Source organism: Bradyrhizobium sp. USDA 4502, assembly GCF_054063355.1.
Map to the genome: position 1 here is coordinate 579,919 of NZ_JBSSGF010000001.1, position 19,916 is coordinate 599,834.

Annotated in this window: 14 protein-coding genes and 4 pseudogenes; 7 read left to right on the forward strand and 11 right to left on the reverse strand. The window is 58.1% G+C overall.

Going from position 1 to position 19,916, the window contains the following annotated elements:
• Positions 1–12: 12 nt before the first annotated feature.
• Positions 13–515, reverse strand: a pseudogene (locus tag ACVW1B_RS02740) (IS5 family transposase); the annotation flags it as partial.
• A gap of 200 nt (positions 516–715) precedes the next feature.
• On the opposite strand from ACVW1B_RS02740, the gene istA reads away from it, so the two are divergent.
• Complete coding sequence (gene istA, locus ACVW1B_RS02745) at positions 716–2,230, forward strand: IS21 family transposase (RefSeq protein WP_456794397.1); 1,515 nt, start codon at positions 716–718, stop codon at positions 2,228–2,230.
• Positions 2,227–3,039 carry an IS21-like element helper ATPase IstB gene (gene istB, locus ACVW1B_RS02750; protein WP_225649550.1) on the forward strand — a complete coding sequence of 271 codons (813 nt, stop codon included), beginning with the start codon at positions 2,227–2,229 and terminating at the stop codon, positions 3,037–3,039. The genes istA and istB overlap by 4 nt, the downstream gene beginning before the upstream one ends.
• A 132-nt stretch (positions 3,040–3,171) precedes the next feature.
• On the opposite strand, the pseudogene ACVW1B_RS02755 reads toward istB, so the two are convergent.
• Positions 3,172–3,429, reverse strand: a pseudogene (locus tag ACVW1B_RS02755) (transposase); the annotation flags it as partial.
• A 69-nt stretch (positions 3,430–3,498) separates the two neighbouring features.
• Here ACVW1B_RS02755 and ACVW1B_RS02760 point away from each other — a divergent pair.
• Positions 3,499–3,732, forward strand: a pseudogene (locus ACVW1B_RS02760) (nodulation factor fucose acetyltransferase NolL); the annotation flags it as partial.
• A 145-nt stretch (positions 3,733–3,877) separates the two neighbouring features.
• On the opposite strand, the gene ACVW1B_RS02765 reads toward ACVW1B_RS02760, so the two are convergent.
• Positions 3,878–5,473 (reverse strand): carbohydrate porin, encoded by a 1,596-nt coding sequence (locus ACVW1B_RS02765; protein ID WP_245314082.1) that lies wholly within the window; start codon positions 5,471–5,473, stop codon positions 3,878–3,880.
• Positions 5,474–6,293: 820 nt separating this feature from the next.
• On the opposite strand from ACVW1B_RS02765, the gene ACVW1B_RS02770 reads away from it, so the two are divergent.
• A complete protein-coding gene (locus tag ACVW1B_RS02770; RefSeq protein WP_253587763.1) occupies positions 6,294–6,806 on the forward strand; it encodes a hypothetical protein in 513 nt (170 codons plus the stop codon).
• A 39-nt stretch (positions 6,807–6,845) separates the two neighbouring features.
• A pseudogene (locus tag ACVW1B_RS02775) lies at positions 6,846–6,926 on the forward strand (XdhC family protein); the annotation flags it as partial.
• Between the two features lie 85 nt (positions 6,927–7,011).
• Here the strand turns inward: ACVW1B_RS02775 and ACVW1B_RS02780 are convergent.
• The 4 genes from ACVW1B_RS02780 to ACVW1B_RS02795 form a co-directional block, all read right to left on the reverse strand.
• The gene (locus tag ACVW1B_RS02780; RefSeq protein ID WP_375167103.1) at positions 7,012–7,902 is read right to left on the reverse strand and encodes a nucleotidyl transferase AbiEii/AbiGii toxin family protein; all 891 of its coding nucleotides are present in this window, start codon (positions 7,900–7,902) and stop codon (positions 7,012–7,014) included.
• A 25-nt stretch (positions 7,903–7,927) separates the two neighbouring features.
• Positions 7,928–8,572 (reverse strand): type IV toxin-antitoxin system AbiEi family antitoxin domain-containing protein, encoded by a 645-nt coding sequence (locus ACVW1B_RS02785; RefSeq protein WP_069280027.1) that lies wholly within the window; start codon positions 8,570–8,572, stop codon positions 7,928–7,930.
• Between the two features lie 427 nt (positions 8,573–8,999).
• On the reverse strand, positions 9,000–10,334 hold the full coding sequence (gene hemN / locus ACVW1B_RS02790; RefSeq protein WP_069280026.1) for an oxygen-independent coproporphyrinogen III oxidase: 1,335 nt from the start codon (positions 10,332–10,334) through the stop codon (positions 9,000–9,002).
• Between the two features lie 859 nt (positions 10,335–11,193).
• On the reverse strand, positions 11,194–11,910 hold the full coding sequence (locus ACVW1B_RS02795; protein ID WP_253603415.1) for a sulfite exporter TauE/SafE family protein: 717 nt from the start codon (positions 11,908–11,910) through the stop codon (positions 11,194–11,196).
• 1,629 nt (positions 11,911–13,539) lie between these two features.
• Here ACVW1B_RS02795 and ACVW1B_RS02800 point away from each other — a divergent pair.
• Positions 13,540–14,265, forward strand: coding sequence for a helix-turn-helix transcriptional regulator (locus ACVW1B_RS02800; protein ID WP_069280042.1), 726 nt, complete (start codon positions 13,540–13,542; stop codon positions 14,263–14,265).
• A gap of 333 nt (positions 14,266–14,598) precedes the next feature.
• Here the strand turns inward: ACVW1B_RS02800 and ACVW1B_RS02805 are convergent, their stop codons facing one another.
• Positions 14,599–15,324, reverse strand: coding sequence for an outer membrane protein (locus ACVW1B_RS02805; protein WP_069280024.1), 726 nt, complete (start codon positions 15,322–15,324; stop codon positions 14,599–14,601).
• Between the two features lie 640 nt (positions 15,325–15,964).
• Complete coding sequence (locus tag ACVW1B_RS02810; RefSeq protein WP_081334891.1) at positions 15,965–16,210, reverse strand: hypothetical protein; 246 nt, start codon at positions 16,208–16,210, stop codon at positions 15,965–15,967.
• 148 nt (positions 16,211–16,358) lie between these two features.
• Between ACVW1B_RS02810 and ACVW1B_RS02815 the strand changes: the two genes are divergently transcribed.
• Complete coding sequence (locus ACVW1B_RS02815; protein WP_253587760.1) at positions 16,359–16,583, forward strand: hypothetical protein; 225 nt, start codon at positions 16,359–16,361, stop codon at positions 16,581–16,583.
• Between the two features lie 698 nt (positions 16,584–17,281).
• On the opposite strand, the gene ACVW1B_RS02820 is transcribed toward ACVW1B_RS02815, so the two are convergent.
• On the reverse strand, positions 17,282–17,656 hold the full coding sequence (locus ACVW1B_RS02820) for a NolY (protein ID WP_069280023.1): 375 nt from the start codon (positions 17,654–17,656) through the stop codon (positions 17,282–17,284).
• 1,118 nt (positions 17,657–18,774) lie between these two features.
• Entirely contained in the window at positions 18,775–19,803 is a 1,029-nt protein-coding gene (locus ACVW1B_RS02825) for an LLM class flavin-dependent oxidoreductase (protein ID WP_057021389.1), read from the reverse strand.
• Between the last annotated feature and the right edge of the window lie 113 nt (positions 19,804–19,916).

A 19,916-nucleotide genomic window follows, 5' to 3' on the forward strand; every position in this document is an offset into this window, starting at 1 on the left:
TGGTGTGGACATTTATCGCATCCATAAGACGATGGCTGCGAGAGTAACGACGGCCAGGTAATTTCGGGCGGTCTTTTCGAAGCGGGTTGCGACGCGGCGGAACTGCTTGAGTTTTGAGAAGCAGCATTCGACGAGATGACGCTGGGCATAGAGATGCTTGTCCAGCGGATATTTGAGCGCACGTGACGGGTTGTTGGGGATGACGGCGAGCGCGCCTTTGGCAGCGATCGCCTGGCGCAAGTGATCGGCGTCATAAGCCGTATCCGCCATGACGACCTGGGCAGGTAATCCCTCGATCAATTCGGCGGCTTGCGGTACGTCGCTCTTCTGACCTGCGGTGAGCTTGAACCGTACGGGACATCCCAGGCCGCGAACGGCCATATGTATCTTGGTGCTCAGGCCACCGCGCGAGCGACCGATCGCCTGATCTTCAGACCCCCTTTTTTCGCCCCAGCGGCGTGCTGGTGCGCCCGGACGATGGTGGAGTCGACGATCAGATACTCGAAGTCCGGATCACCGGTGTCGCGCGGCGATCAGGATGGAAGAGCGCGTCAATCAAGGTGAGAGAGTTTCGCCGGGCTCGTGACGTAGGGAGGGCGTAGCCCGACCGGAGTTACGAGCCCGGCGTCGGCGCGATCCGCGAGGGACCGCGCCGACTGGTGATCGCGGCCGGCAGGTTATGCAAGTGGTTCTTCCGCCAAGAGGAATCACTCGCTTGCCCGGCCGACACATCACAGATCACCAAATGAGGCTCTACATGAAGTACCGTCAGACCGATAGCCCGCCAGTGGCGGCGGCCAAGGCGTCATTCAGTGCGTCGACCGCCTATCGGATCGAGAGAGATCCCCGACTTCCATCGCAAAAGAAGGCTCCCCGCGGCCGGCGACGACCCGACCCGCTGAGCGACGTGTTCGATACCGAGATCGTCCCGATCCTGAAGGCGGCACCTGGCTTACGCCCGGTGGCGGTCTTCGAGGAGATGCTCCGACGTCATCCTGATCTCGGCACCGGTATCCGTCGTACCCTGGAACGTCGTATCCGTGCCTGGCGGGCGATCCACGGCGAGGAGCAGGAGGTGATCTTCCGCCAAACCCACGAGCCCGGCCAGCTCGGCCTCTCCGACTTCACCGACATGGGCGAGTTGGGTGTTACGATCGCGGACACGCCGCTGGATCATCGTCTGTATCACTTCCGTTTGGCCTATTGCGGGTTCGAGCACGCCCACGTCGTGCTTGGCGGCGAGAGCTTCGTTGCCCTGGCCGAAGGCCTGCAGAACGCTCTCTGGTCGCTCGGTGGGGCGCCGCGGGAGCATCGGACCGACAGCCTGTCGGCCGCATTCTGCAATCTCGATCGCGATGCACGGGACGATCTGACGCAGCGATACGAGGCCCTTTGTGCCCACTACGGCATGCGTCCCTCCCGCAACAATCGAGGCGTCGCCCACGAGAATGGCTCGATCGAAGGGCCCCACGGTCATCTCAAGCGAGCAATCGCGGACGCCTTGCTGCTGCGCGGAACTGTCGACTTCGACGATCTTGCTACCTATCGCGGCTTCATCGACGAGATCGTCAGCCGCCGCAACGCCCGCAACGCCAAGCGAATCGATAGCGAGCGCGTGGTGTTGCAGGAGCTGCCCGATCGCCGGACCTCGGACTACGAAGAGGTGATCGTCCGCGTGACGTCATCGGGCGGCTTCACCCTACGCAAGGTGTTCTACACGGTGCCATCGCGCCTGATCGGTCACCGGCTGCGGGCGCGGCTCTATGACGATCACCTCGACGTGTTCGTCGGTGGCACGCACCTCCTGACCTTGCCGCGCGGGCGACCGCATCCCAATGGCAAGTACGATCAGGTCGTCGATTATCGGCACGTGATCCATTCCCTGCGGCGCAAGCCAATGGCGCTTCTCAATCTGGTTTATCGAGACAGGCTGTTCCCGCGCGAGGGCTATCGGAGAACCTTCGACCGATTGCGCGAGCGCTGGCCGGACAAGAAGGCCTGCCGGATCATGGTCGATCTTCTCGCGCTCGCTCATGAGCGCGGCTGCGAGGCCGAACTCGCCGATCAGCTCACGGCCGATCTTGACGCCGGCCGACTGCCCGAACTCAACCGGCTGCGCGCTCACTTCGCTCCCGACCCCGCCCACCTGCCGAACGTCGTGGTGCAGCTCGCGCCGCTTGCCACCTACGAATGCCTCATCGGTACCGCCGAGATCGGAGGTGACGCATGAGCGTGGCCAACACCGTTGATACCGCGCGCCTCAATCTGTTGCTCAACGAGCTCCGGCTGCCAGCCATCAAGGTGCTGTGGGCGCAATTTGCCGAGCAATCCGACAAGGAAGGTTGGCCGGCGGCCCGCTTCCTCGCCACCGTTGCCGAGCACGAGATCGCCGAACGCGGTCGCCGGCGCACCGAGCGCCATCTCGTCGAGGCGCGGCTGCCAGCTGGGAAGACCTTCGACAGCTTCGACTTCGAGGCCGTGCCGATGATCTCGAAGGCGCAGGTGATGGCGCTCGCCGCCGGTGACAGCTGGCTGGGCAAGGGCGCTAATTTGCTCCTGTTCGGGCCGCCCGGCGGCGGCAAGAGCCACTTGGCGGCAGCTATCGGCCTGGCCCTCATCGAGAACGGATGGCGTGTCCTCTTCACCCGCACCACCGATCTCGTCCAGAAGCTTCAGGTGGCGCGGCGTGAGCTCAACCTCGAGGCGGCCGTCAGCCGCCTTGATCGCTTCGATCTCCTGATCCTCGATGATCTTGCCTACGTCACCAAGGACCAGGCCGAGACCAGCGTGCTGTTCGAACTCATCAGCGCACGCTACGAGCGCCGCTCGATGCTGATCACCGCCAATCAGCCCTTCGGCGAATGGAACAAGGTCTTCCCGGACCCCGCCATGACGCTCGCCGCCATCGATCGTCTCGTTCACCACGCCACCATCGTTGAGATGAACGTCGAGAGCTATCGCAGGCGCACCGCGCTCGAACGAAAACGCGGTCCGGGACGCCCGCCCTCGCACGCGACACCCAAAACTGTCGCTGATTGACGCTCCGCGACAATCAGAGCTCAACAAAACTCTTGCGCGCGACAATCTGCGCGGCAATCATCACTCCGCCGCGACACTGACTCGCCATCCAGATTGCCGCGCCTTCCCATCCAGATCGACGCGCTACACACCGGACATCGCTTCGAATATGCGCCACCAGACCCCCTTGATGCTCCATCGACTGAAGCGCCGAAACACGCTGTTCCAGTCTCCAAACACCTCCGGAAGATCACGCCAGGGAGAGCCAGTGCGCACGATCCAAAGTACGCCCTCCACAAACATCCGGTTGTCCCGTCCGGTCGAACCCTTCTGGTCAGGCCGGCCGATGATCAGCGGCGCCATCCGCTCCCATGTCGCGTCGCTCAATACCAAGCGGTCCATCACACCCAAGGCGGCCTCCCCAAAAGCAGCCTTGAATCTGATTTGCGCCTAAAAGGGAATCCTTAGAGTCCACACCACCTAGTGCTGTACTTGATTCAGGGGACGGTATTTCGTCTCATGGATTCGATGCAGTACGCAGAACCGTCAGATCTCACAACCAAGTTGGCTGAGGCGGGACTTCTTGGCGGAGCGATTATTCTCGTCTCGCTAGTGGTGCGCCGGTCAGCGCGCGACATTCCCTGTCTGTCTCAGTTCATTCTAGGAACTTCATCCCGCGCCCTCGCGGGTCAGGCCGCGCGCAAGCAAAGCTAGCCGACATCTGGTCACGATGCTCTTTAGTCGTTGGAGAGCCGACCTTCGGGTCGCTCCTTGCGACCTCCAGCCGGTGCGGTGACAGAAACGGCGCGTAATTTTGACGAATCAGGTTGTGCGCCGAATTAATGGCTTCCTCGACGAACTAGAAGAATATCAGCGTAGACACCAACAGATCTAACGCGTGCTCCGTTTGGGCCGTATGTGTGATGCTTGTCGGATTATGGATGTATGACAGTCCAAGGGTTGCATATATCCCTGGAGCGAGATGCGCGATGTATGTTCCTGTAATTGCAGTTGTATCGCGATGCGCAAGCTGTCCTTTCGCCAAGGCCGCATCCACTGCAACCTTGCTCCAGGCGGTGTTGCTCGCGACGAGACTAATCAGATCAGTAGGTCGGCTATCAAAAGGCCCCTTCGCATAAAGACGAAGCTCGTAATACCGGCTGATCCTATTGAGATCAGGCGGAGCTCCCATGATCGAGAATCCGCCATAGATGCCGCGAGATGGCGTCCCCTCAACGTCACTCTGCCAGAGCTGCCGGTCAGCGGCGATGTAATGAAAGTTATTCCCGCTCTGCCTTTGTTGATCCGGATCTGCTAAATTCTTGTAATGGCCGCTGTTGAAACCAACGCCCGCCCGCAGCCACGTGTCAGGTACGCCGGGAGCGGCCTTGCTCTTGTAGCCAAGTTCATCAACGAAAAGAATACCTGTGTTGGCCGTGCTCCAGTTCAGGCCGCTCGGATTCTCTGTTATCTCGGCATAAGAACCGTCTGGACTGATGGAGCGCTGCATGGAGACTTTGTTGTACAGGTGATCATCAAGATTGTACTTCAGGTTGACGGCGGGAGTCGGTGCGGCGTTGGTGCTCATTCCTGCTTGGAATAAGGCAAACATATTTGATCCTGAAATGCCTGCGAACAACGTGCCGGTGAACTCATTCGCATTTCGGAGATAGCCAAGTTTGAGTTCGAACTTCCTGTCGAGGAAGGTTTGATAATATGCGAGTGTATTCAATCCCACTCGATCCGGCCCCGGGCGCTTCCATGTCCAGTATTGCTGCTCGGCACCCACGACAATCTGGCCATCGGGAATGCCAAGCCGGCTGAGATCATAGGTGACGATCAGGAAGTTCGCCGTAGCAAACGTCGGATTCTGCCCCATGTAGAGCTGGTTCGCGATGCTGGTTCTCGCCGCATTCGGCAGCTGGTTATTTGCAAAGATGTTATGCGTCCAGCCGATATAGCCGATGCCAACGTCTGCCAGCGCGGATCTAACGCCGCTCTTGTCCTGATCAACCGTGTCGGCAGGGCCGGGTATGTTGAGCCAGATCCCTTTTTCTCGGAAAGTATCGAAGCGTGCGAAGGGATCGATCCTTTTTTGCGTTCGTGTCTGGGCGCTTCGATCGGAGCTGTCGCGCTTGATGAGAGGCAGGTTGGGAGCTGATGCCAGCGCGGAGGCACGAAGTTGAACTGGCTCATTGACCGTGCCGACCCGGAGTTTTGTGGCCATGTCGTGGGCTGTCGGCGCTTTCCTCCTGGCAACTTGTGCCGCAGCGTTGTTTTTGGCATCACGCTCGTCGGCAGTTTGTGCCAAGACAGGCATGCCAACCAGACAAGCCGCGAGCGAAAGTGCGGCGGTAAGGCGCCGCTGCGTCTCGCTTGATCGCAAGCTGCAGGCAAGTGCGGCCGTAGCCGAAGATGTTTGAGGCGTCGTCACCGCAATAAAGCAATCACCCACAGTGTACTTCGTGTCCTCTCTTGCGAGCCATGAACAGATTGAAAGCCGGCCTCAATGGCCAGAGCGGCGTCGAAGCGCTGGCCTCTGAGGCGCGGCACGACGCCGTACGGGCAGGAGGTTCGTAATCCCGGCGAGGTCACCTCTAATCTGTGCCCGCGAAAATCTTGTCTCAACGTCCATGATTGAGCCCTGGAGATCGGAGGGATCCGGTTTCGGGCTACTTTCGTGGCCGTGGGCAAACTGTTGGTGAGTCCGCCCGCTCCGTCGGCGCGGAAAATTTGGGATGCATTCCGAGTTCCTAGACCTGTGACGCACGGCGTTGGTGGGCCACGCTTGCCATCTGTCCGTCGTCTCCATCAACCTGCCAGAATTGGTAGTTGGCCATGTCCAATGCTTCCCGCTCCAATGGCGAGGTAGCTTGGGCGCCGGTTGGTGCGCCTTGAGCAGCGGTCGGCCATGAAGTTGCCGGTCTCGGCAGCACGGAAAGGCGAGAGGCAGACTTTGAAGGGAAATAGCGTCGGTTCACATCAACGGCCGGCAGGGTAAGAAAACCTGCAAGGTTCTCTTGAATGATGCGAAAATGCTGCACCATAACCGTGAAGAGGAGGACTATTTCTTACCGCTGGCCCTATGATGCAGGAACCCGCATCATCTGTTCGCTTTGCCTGGGACAAGATGAGCCGCTTCATCGGAGCAGCGAGTTTGCGAAGAATGACGTTGTCGGCGGCCGCGCTTTGCTGGGAGTCGTGACTTCAGCCATCTCTCGCGTCAAGGAAACAAGCCTGTCGAAACGGGGATAGTCGGGTAGGGGACAATGGAGATGATTGATCAGGCGGCCGCTTCCGATTTGCGGCCGCTATTATACGGCACGTCAAAACGCATTCGCTGGGGTTTGATGTTTCTGGTTGTCCTCGTCGGCTTGTGTTCAGCAGCAGCCCATTTTGGAGGGAGCCTCGCAAGGGTTGTCGAGACGCCGCCAGCCGGGTTCGCCGATTCGGCGGCGGGCCTATCACCGGAGGACAGGACATCCCTGACCGAGATACGTTGGGCGCAGCAGAAGGCGAGCGAGGATATTGCGGAACTCAGTCGCCTCATCGATGCTCAGCGGAAGGATCTTAAAGGGATCTTAGATCGCATCACGGTGCTGACTTCGCGGATTGAATCCTTGCAGATTCCAGCACCTGTCGCTTCCGATCCCTCCGTTATTTCTTCGTCGCCGGCACAAGCTGCTTCGAGTCCGGCCAAGAAGCACGTCGAGAGGTCCAAACCACAGGGGCCTGTTTCCGTCGGAGGTGCGCCAGTGATCGCTGGACAGAAGACGGGCGAGCCTTGACGCTCGCTGTCCCTGGCGCCCTGCGCGCGCAGCCGCTCGTCGGAGATCGCGGTCGCAATCATGGCCGAGATCACCGCGCAGCTGCGCTTGCCCCCCAAAGAAAAAGAAGAAGCGGCATGAAATTCGGTCCCGCCAGTCCAGCCGACGCGATTGCCTCGAGTTGCTGCGCGGAGCCAGCCACGTTTGGCGGCGGTGGGCTGCCCAGTCACGCTAATCCTGTCTTACCGAGCGAGCGTGCCGCCGACGCGTGAGGCATCAGGAATGCGGATAGGTCCTTGACCACGTCAGCGAGCGTGCCGGGTCGAAAAGCAACGTCTTCAACGAATGAATTCCGCTGCTGAATTTTCGTTGGGTCTTCCGCAAACGCAGTTGTCAGCGCATCCGGAGCACTTGGAGGAATTTCAGTCTTCCGTCGAGCGAATGTCGCGGTGATGGCTCGTGGGAGTTTGTCGTTCTTGAATTCGAAGTTGCGCGATAAAACCAAGACGTCATACAAGTCTTTCATGCGGCTATTGGCGCGACGCAACATAACCATCGCCTGAAAGTTCTCGGCGATAACCGTTTCGCGGGCGTAGGCCCGGAGATGTGGCGCCCGGAAGTCCAAGAGAACGGGCAGATCCATTTCCTGAAGACCCGGCTCAACGGAGTCGCCAAAGGCGATATCAATCACGATCCGAATTTTGGCGGTTTCGATCGTAGCGTTGGCTGTAATGCGCAGCCCGCCGCATTCGGTTTCTTCACGGATACGGTGGACCTTTACGCTGTTCGATTCAAAGACAACGCCATCATTAAGGGAGACCATGCAGATCTCCTGGAAGATGCGGACCATATCCTCTTGATCGTCTTTGCCAATGGCCAGAAAGTCCAGGTCTCTTGTCGGGCGTAGCGGATCTTCGAACCACTTCGTAAGCAGCATCTCTCCTTTCAGAATGAAACGGTCGCAGTGCTTGGTTTGACTCAGGCGATAAAGGAGTCGCTCGAGAACGTAATTGTTGAGCAGCAGATCGAATGGCTGACGACGCTCCTTTGAGAGGTTGAGCAACCGCGTCCGAACCGACGCGCGGTTGAGCAACCGCGTCCGAACCGACGCGCCCATGTTCTTGATCAGAGGTGTTGGCTTCTTAGGCATTGGTCGTCATAGCCTCAAGATACGGCTGAACGACCTTCCAGGTACCAGCTTCATTTGCGTACCGGGCGATCTCGGCAGGGGTCGCTTGGCGCTGTCGCAGGGCTTCTCTGAGGCCCTCGAGCGCGAGATTGAGGCCGGGACTCTTTCGATACCGCTTTCCGGCGCTCCGGCGATAACGAAATAGGTCGACTACTGTTTTGGCAGGAATGTAGACGCGTACCCGTACGCCTTCGATCTTGTGCTCTGTAATGCCAGAGGTCAGAACCTTCTCTCCGAAACGCACAAATTGGATGGTCGGGGTATCGGTTCGCGGCAGCCGATCCTTTGAGCCGATGGCCATCCAAACGAGCGATGGAATCGTATCAGTCAGTCCGTGAAACGCCAGCGCAGAGGTGAGGCAGATAACGCCTCTTGGGACGAGCTTGGCGGCCTCAGCCAGGACATGATGGGTGTCGAACGAGGCGTCTGGAAGCTGGTACAGTCCCCTGCTGAGCTGAAGGACGAGTCCCTTCTCCTTCATTCGGGATACGGTTGCCGCCGTAATGCCCGCCTTCTTAAATTCAGAAAGGCGAAGCATCCCCTGCTTCTTCAGTAGGGTTATGGCGCGATCCTGCTGGGTCTTAGGGAAGGATAGCATGCTAGTATTGTGATACAAAATGTCGGATTTGTCAATATTTTATCCGACGATTGGTATCGTAAACTAATCGCATTGTTCGCGCCTGCGGACTTTGGAGGCGCGAGCGGCTGATCTTCCCGCGGGCACGACTAGCAACAAAGAAACGGTGCCGCATTAGTCGGCGTGCGACCAAGTTTTCTCAATATCTCCGAGCCAGGGCAAAGATGCCTTAGACGCGGATCTTAAAGTTTCCACCAGCTGCCGTGGCGGCGCCAAGTACCTGTCGAGAGTTCGATTAGTCAGCAGATTCCCTTTATTTCGATCCGCATCTCTCGGTATTTGAACCGAATTTAAATCTTCCCTTTAAGCGTCTGCCTGCAGCGCTTCTTCCGGTCACTCGTTCGCGAGGAGCGCCACGCTTTGGATCTGCTCACATCCCTTGGCTTTGCTAATAGGGTGTGCGGTCGAGATGAGCATCGAATGCGGCAGCCACAGCGCGGATGACAAAACGGTGCTCCTGCTTGACGCGGATGAAACCGTCCTGGATCTCCACTATCCCGTCCTCAGTGAGCATTTCCAAGCGATCAGCTGAATCAAGAAAAGCGATCGGATCAAATCCGTGGGCTGCACACAGTGCCGGCACGTCGGCCTGCAAATCGCACATCAAGCGCTCGATGATTGCAGCCCGCAGCCGATCTTCCTCAGTGAGACAGTATCCTTTCGACATAGCCAGACGACCTGCTCTGATGTGCTGGTTATAGGAAGCAGTCACGACCTCGTTCTGGACGTAGCCGTCACGGAGACGCCCGATGGCTGACGGACCAAAGCCGATCACAGTTTTACAGGTATCGGCCGAATAGCCCAACGAGTTGCGGCGCAGCCGACCAGCTTTCTGGGCCAGCACTAGCTCGTCGTCTGGCAAGGCGAAATGGTCGAGCCCGATTTGGTGGTAGCCGGCGGAGACCAGCGTATCTGCCACGGCCGCGGCTTGCTCGGCTCGAGCAATATTGTCAGGCAGCGCCGCCTCATTGATCTGGCGCTGACGTTTCATATAGGAGGGAACGTGGGCGTAGCCGAAAACCGCGAGCCGGTCGGGCCGCATGGCCGCAGCCGTCCTCGCCGAGTCCACGCAGGACTGCACCGTCTGATGCGGCAGTCCGAAGAGCAGGTCGAAGTTGATGCGGCTTATTCCATGCTGGCGAAGGCTTTCGACTGCAGAAGCCGCCTGGGCCTCGCTTTGGAGCCGATTGACCGCCTTTTGGACCACGGGGTCAAAGCTTTGCACGCCGATGCTCGCGCGGTTCACGCCGGCCGCCCCCAAGGCTTCCGCCATCTCTGTCGTGAACGCGCGCGGGTCGATTTCGATGGCGATGGCAGCCGACTTACTGAAGGCAAAATAGCGACGTAGGAGTTCTATCAGAGCTAGAAAATCGACTGGCGCAATGCTGGTCGGTGTTCCGCCGCCGAAATGCACGTCGCGGACGGGCAGGGCGCGCGGCAGTTGGTCTGCAACCAAACGAATCTCCTCCCGTAGCGCCGCCAAATAATTGCGAATTGGCCGCTCGCTGCGAATAAGGCTCGTGGGAAAGCCGCAGTACCAGCAGATCGATTGGCAGAAAGGGACATGGAGATAGAGCGATACGGGTTCATCCGGCGGCAGCCGTCTCAACCAAGTCTCACAAGTCTCGGCGCCGATGGTCGTGGAGAAATCCGGTACAGTTGGGTAGACTGTGTACCAAGGCAGGCGAGCATCGCAATACTTGTTCAGGAGTGCGGTCTGCAAGGCTTCGTTCCCGTGCTCATACAGACCTGAAGCTGAACCATGCGCTCTGCTGTGTCTTTGCGTTATGTCAACTTGCTCAAACTTGGTCGCGACATCTCGATCACGTTCTCGATATCATTGCCAACTTATCAGGGACCGAGGTTGGCGTGAGAGACATCCACGTTTGGATGCTCGTGCGAAGGATGAACTTCTCACAAGCACATGGCCGATAGCCGCTAGTTCGACCAACCTGCGCGCAGGAACTTCGCAGGGACCATTCAGTGCAGTCGATGGGCCGAGCGGCTTGTCGCTCCTCTTCCCCGCGAGGGGGCACCTCTCGGATGAAATGCCGCGAGCAGGATGCGTCCGGCTGGCGATGCCATGGACAGTAAGTTGCTGTTGGATGGCGCCGACAAGTGCGAGATCATAGAACTTGACGCTACGTGAGATTCAAGTCCTTTGGAGCCGCGCATGAAACCATTTTAGACGCCACGTCAAAAGAATGGATGGGCCTCAATTCCGCCACGCTGGTTGTCTCATTGCCGCGAGCATCGTCACGGATGTACTGATGATGTTGGGGCGGGCCCGGCGCACTTCCAAGCCCGGCAAGTGCGTCGGGGCGCCTTGGTTCGGAGGCGTCCCGTCGCCGAGTACAAGCGGCTCTCCACAACCCGGTTTCGCGCGCCGGCGACCGCGAAGGAGAGCCCGGCTGGCTTCCTCACACCTGGACAACGTCCTACATATTTGCGCTGTGCTTCTGCACTTTCATTTCGTTTGTTTTTTGCGATCGCTTTAGCGGCTATCGATTCTTCGAGAGAGCCGCGCAATTGCATCAGTTGAATCTCGACCTGACCGGTGTGAAAACTAAGACGTGAGAGTTTCAAGCGCGCACCAATTGGATGCCGGCGATGAGCAGAACCGCCACGAGGATGAACCTTACGGTTGTCTGGCTCATCCATTTCAGGCCGATAACTGTTCCTGCCGCGGCACCCGCCAGTACGGCGATTGCATAAAGCCCGAAATCCGGCGCCGGAAATTGGCCGGTGAAAAGAACTCCGGCGAAGCCGAGAGCGGAGTTAGCCAGGATAAAAGGCGGCGACAGCGCGGCGGTCTGCTTAGGTGATGCCCAATTCAGTGCGATGAGCGTCGGGGCGAGAAACGCTCCGCCGCCTACGCCTGTCAGCCCGGAAACGAGGCCGATGACTGCTCCAATGCTCAAGGTTCCCCAGAGCCGAGTTTCGCAACCGCGTTCGGCGGTGCGTCCGTGCCGAACGATCATCACGACGCCTGCCAGAAGAAGGACAAACCCGGTCAGCGTCTTGTAAATGTGTTCCCCGAGCACCACGAGACCCCCGACAAGCGCCGTTGGCATCGATGAAAGCAGAAGCGGACGCAGCATTATCCAGTCAACTACTTTGTTGCGGTTGAAAACCCACGTAGAATATGTCGCGACCACAATGTTGAGACCAAGCGCCGTTGGGCGCATCTCTGTCGATGGCAGACCAGCAAAAGCCATCAGCGCCAGGAATGCAGTACCCCCCGCCTGACCAACGGTCGTATAGAGCAGTGAGATGATCGCCAGAAGCAGAGAAAACATCTCACCGATTCTCGGCGAAGCTCTTCGCCTTGGTTGCGACAGCCCCGCCAGGGCGAGGCGCAATTGTTTTTCCTGTCGGGACGTTTGCTTTGCAACCGAGTTTTAGTTGGAGTGCGCGCGACCGGACCTATAGCCAGTCACGATTGCCATGTGGCGATCGTCTCAATCAATCGTTAAGCCTTGTAGTTGACTGGGTAGCGCGAGACCTTGGTAGTTTCCGGTCGACGGACAAGGCCTCGTCGGACGGGCTATGCTCTCGGTCGTTCTTGACGTCAACCGTTGCATTCCGAGCCGCTGCACCTGCCAGGTCGTCATCTGACCTGCTTTTTCGTCATCTCTGATCGGCCACTCGCCGTGTTTTCCACCAGAATGTTGACGCTGGGCTGAGCGTATTGACGGGTTGAAGCCAAGAGCGTCTCGGAGCGGCTGCCGTGCGAGCTATATTTTCCTTGATGAGGTCAACTGGTGCCGGGGCTCGCGCAAATGGTCTGTCGGATGTCCTCCCGATGTCATGATTGCTTCAATGCGCGATAAGGAGAGCTGCCCACTCTTTCAAGTCATTGATTCCGCGGCCGGTTTCTGAAAACCAAATGTTGGTATGGCACTTGCTGGTCCCACACCAGGTCCTCTCCCGCCTTTGGAGATGCGCATGCAAAGTGTCCGCTGCGTCAAGCAGCTCTTGTGGCTTCGCGTATCTCCCGTTGCGCCCCTGACGCGGTTGCTATTTGTCCCTTCGATCTATTCGCGCCGACCCTACGCGACCAAGCCTCTCAGAGGCCGTCGGCTGATGCTAGCAAATTTCCTTTTGCGACGGCTGCTGCGTGTTGCTCATCGCCCGAACCCTCGACGTTGTGGACAGGCGAAGGACCAGCCAAGGAAAAGCGATGCCGACTCGCAAGACGGGGAGGAAAAATGATGCCGTTGTCTTCTGCGTCGGCGAGCAGTGCATCGACGGGGACGCCACGCAGGTCGAAGCGAGCACCCGCGAGCGGGGTTGCGTGCTCTAGCTCACCTGGCTCGCGAAGTTCAGCATCTAGGGTCTGCCCGAGCTCGCGCTCAAGCGGCAGCGAAGCCTCACTTGAGCTGGACATCGCTCTTGCACAATCGAATCGGATCTATGCTGATGTCGCAGCGGGCCGGCCTGGGTGGCTCGTACCGCCGACTGAATCGTTAGGAGAGCCGCCTGACCGACTTCAAGCCGTAGCGCGCGCACGCCCGCCAAACCAGAGCTCTTACTTTCCGTCCCTGGCGGCATCAGTAGGTCAATTGTGCCTCGCGAACGCAGACCATCAACATGGCCGTCCCCGCCGCGATCTTCAATCTCGGCAGCGCGTCGCCTGCGAGCCGGGTAGATCATATTGAATGAGGTGAACGCTACGGTGAGCGTCGTGCAGTTCGGCCTCGAACGAAGGATAGGCCGCACCTTAGCTGTTTGGCGGGGGACGATCACGTCATCGCAGTTGGTGTAGGGCATCGAATTCGGGATGACTCCTTCGGCAGCATGCGCTCCAGACTTTACAAAGAGCAAACCCAGGAATTCAGGGCATGGAATTGAACTTGGCTCTACCTGAAACAAGCGCAATTGGAAGCCGCGACACCGACCGGGATAGTCGTCCTGAGCCGCCCGCTATGGACCTGTTTAGCTTTACTGAATGCGCAAAACAGACGCATTCGCTCAGAGCGCTATTCGAGCTACTTGTCAGCTGCGCCACGGAGGAGGGCTTCAGTGAAGTTGCCTACGGCGCCCTCAACTTCGTCGAGCCCCTTCGCCTGGCGGAGTATCCACCCCCGACCGTGGCCGTGAAATGGCCGTCAGACTGGTGCGACCGGTACTTCAAACGCAAGTACCACACCATCGATCCGGTGGTCCGGCGGACGCCAATGCTTTCTAGGCCGTTTTTATGGGATCAACTGGCCGACCACTATCGACTTCAACCTGACGAGAGACGCGTACTGGACGAAGCCAGAGAGGCGGGCCTGAAGCATGGCATGAGCGTGCCGTTGTTTGGGCCGCTAGGCCGAGTATCTGTAGTGTCGTTTGCATCTCCGTCGGACGACGCTGATCCTCAGGATCGCATCGGTCATCTCAATGCATTGGCCTGGCACTTTCACACCGCGTATGGTGAGATCGCACGTCCCTGCAACGATGGCGGTGATAAAAAAGTGGCACTGTCGCAGCGGGAGATCAGCTGCATGCGATGGGTGGCGGAAGGAAAATCGTCATGGGAAATCGGGATGATCCTGGAAATCAGCGAGAATACAGTCAATTTTCATATCAAGAATGCGATGCGAAAGCTTGGCGCCACTAGCCGGATCCAAGCGATCGTTCTGGCAATACGCCTCAATGTTCTTTGAAATCCCAACTCGTTTGAGCAAGCACCGGCGGCTATCAGAATTGTTGTCGCAGCTTCCGGCAAGTCTAAAGCTGGACAATATTTATCGGAATTGCACGCACGACGCTAAGACCCAGCGTCAGATTATGAAGCTCGATAACCATCGAAGTGTCGGATCGTGACTTGGACCGCCAGGCCCGGAGTTCCAGTAACCAGGGGCCATCCGGCCGATGATCTGGCTCGGACTGCTCGAGTCGGACATCGCGAGGTATCGGCGGATGTGACACGAGCGCTTGAAGAAAGAACCCCGACCGACGGTCGGGGCTCACGATTTACCGCAAGCGCGTGGAGGTTGCTATCGACCAAACGCCGGGCCGAATTTGTAATTGAGCCGCGCTGTGACGAGATCGATGTCCTGGTGGACGCGATCACCGCCTACCGCTGTTGGAAAGGTTACGTTGCTGCCTTGCATGAACAAATGGTCATACTCGACGCCAGCCGACCAACTCGGAGTGAGGCTGACTTCGATCCCGGCACCGAGGGCGCCACCCCAACGCACATCGTTGTTTCTGGCAATTTCGGTCGCAGTAGCCACTGAGTTGACGTGATAAGTGTTGCTGGTCACTGCAGCACCGCCCTTGACGTAGAGCAGCACGGGGTCGAACGCATAGCCGACATGGCCGGTCATCAAGCCGAAAGCATCTGTCTTGGTGCCAATGATGTCTGCCGGGAAGGCGGTGCTGACATTGGAGCCGCTGAAGTCAGCCCAGTTGCCTTGACCTTCAATGCCGTAGACCGTTTTGAAGATCTGCCAGCGATAGCCGATCTGGCCGCCAACGGTAGCACCAGTCGAATTATGGCAACCCTCGGGAGTGATGCCGTTGAAGTCCCAGCAATTGTGGCTCGATCCCCAGCCGCCATTGATACCGATATAGTAGCCGGTCCAGTCGTTGATTGTGGCTACGACCGGCTGCGGTGCCGCCTTGATGTTGACGGGCTGCGCGGCGAAGTCCGCGCTGAATGCGGGAGCGGCCGCAGTGAGTGCGCCGATGCTTGCAGTCAGAACCAGCAAATTCTTCATTCGAGTGTCGTTCCTTTTGATGCCGCCCGGCGCGATGCGTCTTAACAAGATCATCGCGAATTGCTGTAACTGCAGCACCACATTGTTTCGGAAGAAATGAGTTAAATCGAACGCCGCGTCAGATTGTTGAGCGTGCAACCGTCGTAGTGCGTAGACCTGACCAGGATGCTCCGATCGGTGAGGCGCAAACAGCGAGAAGGCATTTGCGGACCAAGCAGTGCTGAATGAACTGAAAGCCACGAATCGCCCAGCGTCTCCCTTCTGCTGATGATGGCCTGCGATGCGATGCCGCCCGTCTGACGTGCCTAATCCGCATCACTCAGCTTCGAAGCGCAAGCTGCACACAACTTACAGGCGGATCGCTGTTCAAGCATTTCGTCGAAATTTAGGTCCTGCTGATAAAGCATTCCCGGGGACGACGAACTCATCTTGCTGTCGGCGGTCTACGATCATGGCCCGGCTGACTGGTATCGTAGCGTCAGGAGCTTTGTACCGGCAGCTTTAGTCGAGGGCGCGGTTCAGCGAAGCAGAATGGTCTGGAGGAGGACTTCGACCACGATATATTGAGATTGCTCACATGGCGCTTCGATGAAGGAGAGCTGTCACGTAGCCCATCGTTCCTATAGTGGTGGGAGCTACCCTACTGTTTGGTCGAAAATGCCAATTCTGCGCGCAAGTTGCGTATCGCCTCGTTTGCCAGATGCAAGGCATTCCGTTCACCGTTTCTTATCGAGCACTCCAGGGAGGCTCGCAAGCGACTATGAAGCACTGCCTTGTGATTGTGCGCCAGGAGCGGATCTTTCTCGACAAAGCGCCACGCCTTATCAAATGCGGTGCTTACGAGAACCTCTGGCGCCTGCACTTGCTCGGATGATATCTGAGCCATCTCAAACTCCTGCGATATCCTGAATACAAAGAAGTAATTTGTTCAAAACACCGAGCGCCCGTGATCTATCCAGCTGTCAAGAGGTCGGATCCGTAGGCGCGCTCGCCCGTGTCGAGCTGATCTCGGCGCTGCGAGCGAATTTATATAGATGCTTGTTGAAGCGCGGATGACCGAACGTGGTGGTGCGCGCTTCAATTCGAATGATTCTGAATCATTTGACGGCAAGTATGCGTTGTCGCGCGCTTCTCTGCTGATTACCGCATTGCCTGCTGTCAGTAGTGGCTCGAAGAAATCAGAAAATCGGTCCGGACCAAACGACGCTACAGTCGAAGCTGAGGAAAGACCGTTCACCGCATGCGCAACCTCGAGCTAAGAAGGGTCGAAGCCAAGTGCTGTCCGTTTGGTACATTACCCGTTTTGTACGATGTCATCTTCTAAGTGCGGGACGCATTCCGGACAGGATTTGTTCGCTTTGTGACATATGTCGGCGGCGTGGCCGTCGTTCTGCTGTTCAATCCCTGCGCGTAACCGATGGTTTGAAGTGTGCGTCTTGTGGAATGCAGTAGAGAAGTGGTGACGAGGTGCAGGGCAATTGTGATGATCTGGTTCGTGTCGCCCTGCAAGACGTCGTGGAGTGTAGATCGTGGGGTAAGGGTCAATGCCGCCGCAAAGTGAGTGCCAAACCATTGAGCCAAGCGTCAAACACTCGATCGGACGAGAAGGCCTTGCCCGCACGTCACCACATGCGTTGCGTTCATTCGCTATCCGCCGTCGGGTTGGCTGCGGCATACAGAATACATAGCCATGAAGTACTTGATACAGGAAAAGCCCAGTTGAGATCGAGGGGCAAACGGGTCCTCTCCCGCGCAAGATCGCTTAGTGCGACGGGATCGGTTCGAATCCGGTGGCAAACGGAAAAAGCAGTGGAGGCGACGCGCTCCGCGCGACGATACGTAAATTCAATCTGAGGCTTGCTGCGGTGCTGGGTACGTTAAACCGCAGCACGCCGTGCCCCAACTCTGATCAGACCCTGATCGCGCCGTCAACCGACGGAAAACTCGAAATAGAATCTCACTCCGCTGCACGGGAGAGAATCAGGGTGGCGATCTTCAACTGGTTGGCAGGGGTGCGCAGAGCCTCAGGTAAGGCCGCCACCGCTTGATCGAAAAGGCGTCCCAAAATTTGGAGGTCTTCTGGATGATAGACGCCGCGGTCTCGGAGTATCCGCGCCGCCTGCCCGTCGCCATTGCAGCCGCTGGCCCTCGCATCGGCGAGCTGACCGAGCGCTAGCTCCGCATTTATCATTTCGTTTGTGTGTGCATTGAGCAGTCTGACCGCCTCGAACCCGTTACCGTCCTCGCCGACGAGGGCGGCCACGATGTCAAGTTGCAGGTCGATGCGGTGCGTCAGGTCTTCTATGCGTGAATTGGAAGGATCAAGTTCCATGGTGTTGCTCCAGAGTAATGAAAAGCGCGCTAGGCAGAGTAAAGAGAATGCGTCGTTTGTCCCGTTAGCGGGGCTGCAGGCGCATGGCTAGAACGAGTTGCGGCTGCAGAAAGCTGTACCCTGCTGCAGTCGGTCGAGGGCGGTGCATAAAATGAGATGACCACGGTACAAGTTTGCAGGACGCGAGTGAGGGTTGCCGGCGACGAGCAGCACTGAGCCGGCGAGCCCAGTAAGGATCCCCCACGACGACGACTTAGGGGAGCGCGCAGTGATACTGTGTGGCCGGTCCTGCCACACACATCGACTGCCGTGCTTCGTCGTGGCCTGAGAAAATATGCCTTGCAAATCCGGCAGTCAGATCGCTGACGGCCCTGTATCGTCTGCGAGCCGTCACAGCGCCAGGTTGATCGCGCGGGCAGGAGGGTCGAGGCGATAGGTCCGGTTCGCCTTGGCTGCGAGAGCAGGTCGCCTATTGGAATTCTAGCCGGCGCACGCATGGACCCTAGCCAATAAGAGTTCGTGAGAGCTGATCTTCTCGGGCGCCTTTAGCATGATGACAATTAGGTTAGCGACTAAGCGGTAGGTTGCTCGCGTGACGTTGCGATCTGCCATCCAACCAAACGTGGGCGGCGCGTGCCGGGGTTTGCGGGCTAGGGAGGGATCGTTGGGGCAGACACGGGCGGGTGGAGTTGCCCTGCAACCATGCTCAAAGCAAAATGGTTCCATTGTCACACGTGGTTCGCGAAGGATGTTTTCCGGAAATCTGCGATCGACTATGGGACATTTGGTTAAAACCGGTAAAATCGAAAGTTTTGATGGGACGCATCCAACCGGCGGATAGCATACTCGATCGTGGCGGATCTGTTCTTCGATGACGCACAATGCCAACCGCATGCGAATCGAGCCGGCTTGTCATGCCGAGCCAGTTCACGTCACCTCGACGACACCGGCAGACCGGCCGCCATGGCGGGTGATCGATGCGACCGTGTCCTCATGGGTCTGCGGACCTCCTGCTGAGTAAGGCAGGAGATCTGAATTCGCCCGTTCTGCAGGACGGCCGATCATAGATAAACGTTGTCGCGCAGCTCCTTTGAGGTGGCAAGATCGGATAGTGATTGTCAGCCAAAGCCAGCGATGATTTCAGATCTGATTGTGGTTGCGGTGTATAGAGAAGCTTCCAACGGAAGGTTCCCGAAGGCAAGCTGGCAAAGTAGGTAGTTGGCACCTGCCTCCTCCATCTGGCTAAGAAGGAGTCGTCGGACGGAAGCTGGCGTTCCGACGACGCATAATTCGCTATCGAGCGCTGCATCGAAGGTCAGCGGTAGGGTGGGTGGCGTCGGAATGGCGTTCAGCTCGTAAACGAACTTGAAGCTCTCCAGCCATCGCTGGTAAGCCAATTCCGCCGCTACATGGGCATCTCGGTCAGACTGCGCGATCACGACCATGCGGAGCAAACCAAGAAACGGCTCCCGATCGTCCGTTGGCGCAATGCGCGCCCGCTGGGAGCGGAACGCATCCGTAATGTTTCGGACCGCTGAGGAGCGGCCCAGGCACGCCAGATTGGCGCCATTTGCAGCAGCCCACTCTGCCGACTCCGTCCGATTGCTCGTGATCCAGGTCGGCGGATGTGGATGCTGATGAGGCCTCATGGTCAAAGGTATTTCGCTCAGCTCAAAGAAGCGTCCGTGATAGGATAGCGTGTGCCCCTTCAGCGCGGCATTCAGGATTTCGCTGGCCTCCTCATAACGCTCTGGCGCCGCGTCCGCGCTGACGCCGAAATAGCCCCATTCAGTCGGCAGCGAACCGCGTCCGATGCCGAGCTCAAGTCTGCCGCCGCTCAATTGGTCAAGCATGCAGATCTCTTCGAATGCGCGCAAGGGATGATAGAGATTGAGCAACAGGACCAGCGGCCCAACGCGCAGTCTCTGAGTGCGCTGCGCGACGCTAGATAAAAAAAGATTTGGTGACGGCCCTCTAGCATGTGGTGTGCAATGGTGCTCGGCCAGATGATACGCGTAGAAGCCCAGGGAATCGCACACCTCCGCCAATTTGAGGCGATCTTCGTATTGTCGCGCGACATCGCGGCCGTCGTCGTCCAAATGGTCAAAGATTCCGCACGTTAGTTTTGAAGGAGGGCTGCTTTTCACTTGATCATCTCCGTTTTTGGACCAGGAGTCCTGGGTTGCCTGGTGCCGCGGCGCTCAAAGACGGCTTGCCCGGTATTTGACTGCTCTTGATCCGCTCATTGGGGTATGGTGGC

Bases quoted from the DNA above. Each gene is read 5' to 3' on its own strand.
- istB (WP_225649550.1), top strand. From the start codon at position 2,227: ATGAGCGTGGCCAACACCGTTGATACCGCGCGCCTCAATCTGTTGCTC.
- ACVW1B_RS02770 (WP_253587763.1), top strand. From the start codon at position 6,294: ATGATTGATCAGGCGGCCGCTTCCGATTTGCGGCCGCTATTATACGGC.
- ACVW1B_RS02780 (WP_375167103.1), bottom strand. From the start codon at position 7,902: ATGGGCGCGTCGGTTCGGACGCGGTTGCTCAACCGCGCGTCGGTTCGG.
- ACVW1B_RS02785 (WP_069280027.1), bottom strand. From the start codon at position 8,572: ATGCTATCCTTCCCTAAGACCCAGCAGGATCGCGCCATAACCCTACTG.
- ACVW1B_RS02795 (WP_253603415.1), bottom strand. From the start codon at position 11,910: ATGTTTTCTCTGCTTCTGGCGATCATCTCACTGCTCTATACGACCGTT.
- ACVW1B_RS02800 (WP_069280042.1), top strand. From the start codon at position 13,540: ATGGACCTGTTTAGCTTTACTGAATGCGCAAAACAGACGCATTCGCTC.
- ACVW1B_RS02805 (WP_069280024.1), bottom strand. From the start codon at position 15,324: ATGAAGAATTTGCTGGTTCTGACTGCAAGCATCGGCGCACTCACTGCG.
- ACVW1B_RS02810 (WP_081334891.1), bottom strand. From the start codon at position 16,210: ATGGCTCAGATATCATCCGAGCAAGTGCAGGCGCCAGAGGTTCTCGTA.
- ACVW1B_RS02815 (WP_253587760.1), top strand. From the start codon at position 16,359: ATGCTTGTTGAAGCGCGGATGACCGAACGTGGTGGTGCGCGCTTCAAT.
- ACVW1B_RS02820 (WP_069280023.1), bottom strand. From the start codon at position 17,656: ATGGAACTTGATCCTTCCAATTCACGCATAGAAGACCTGACGCACCGC.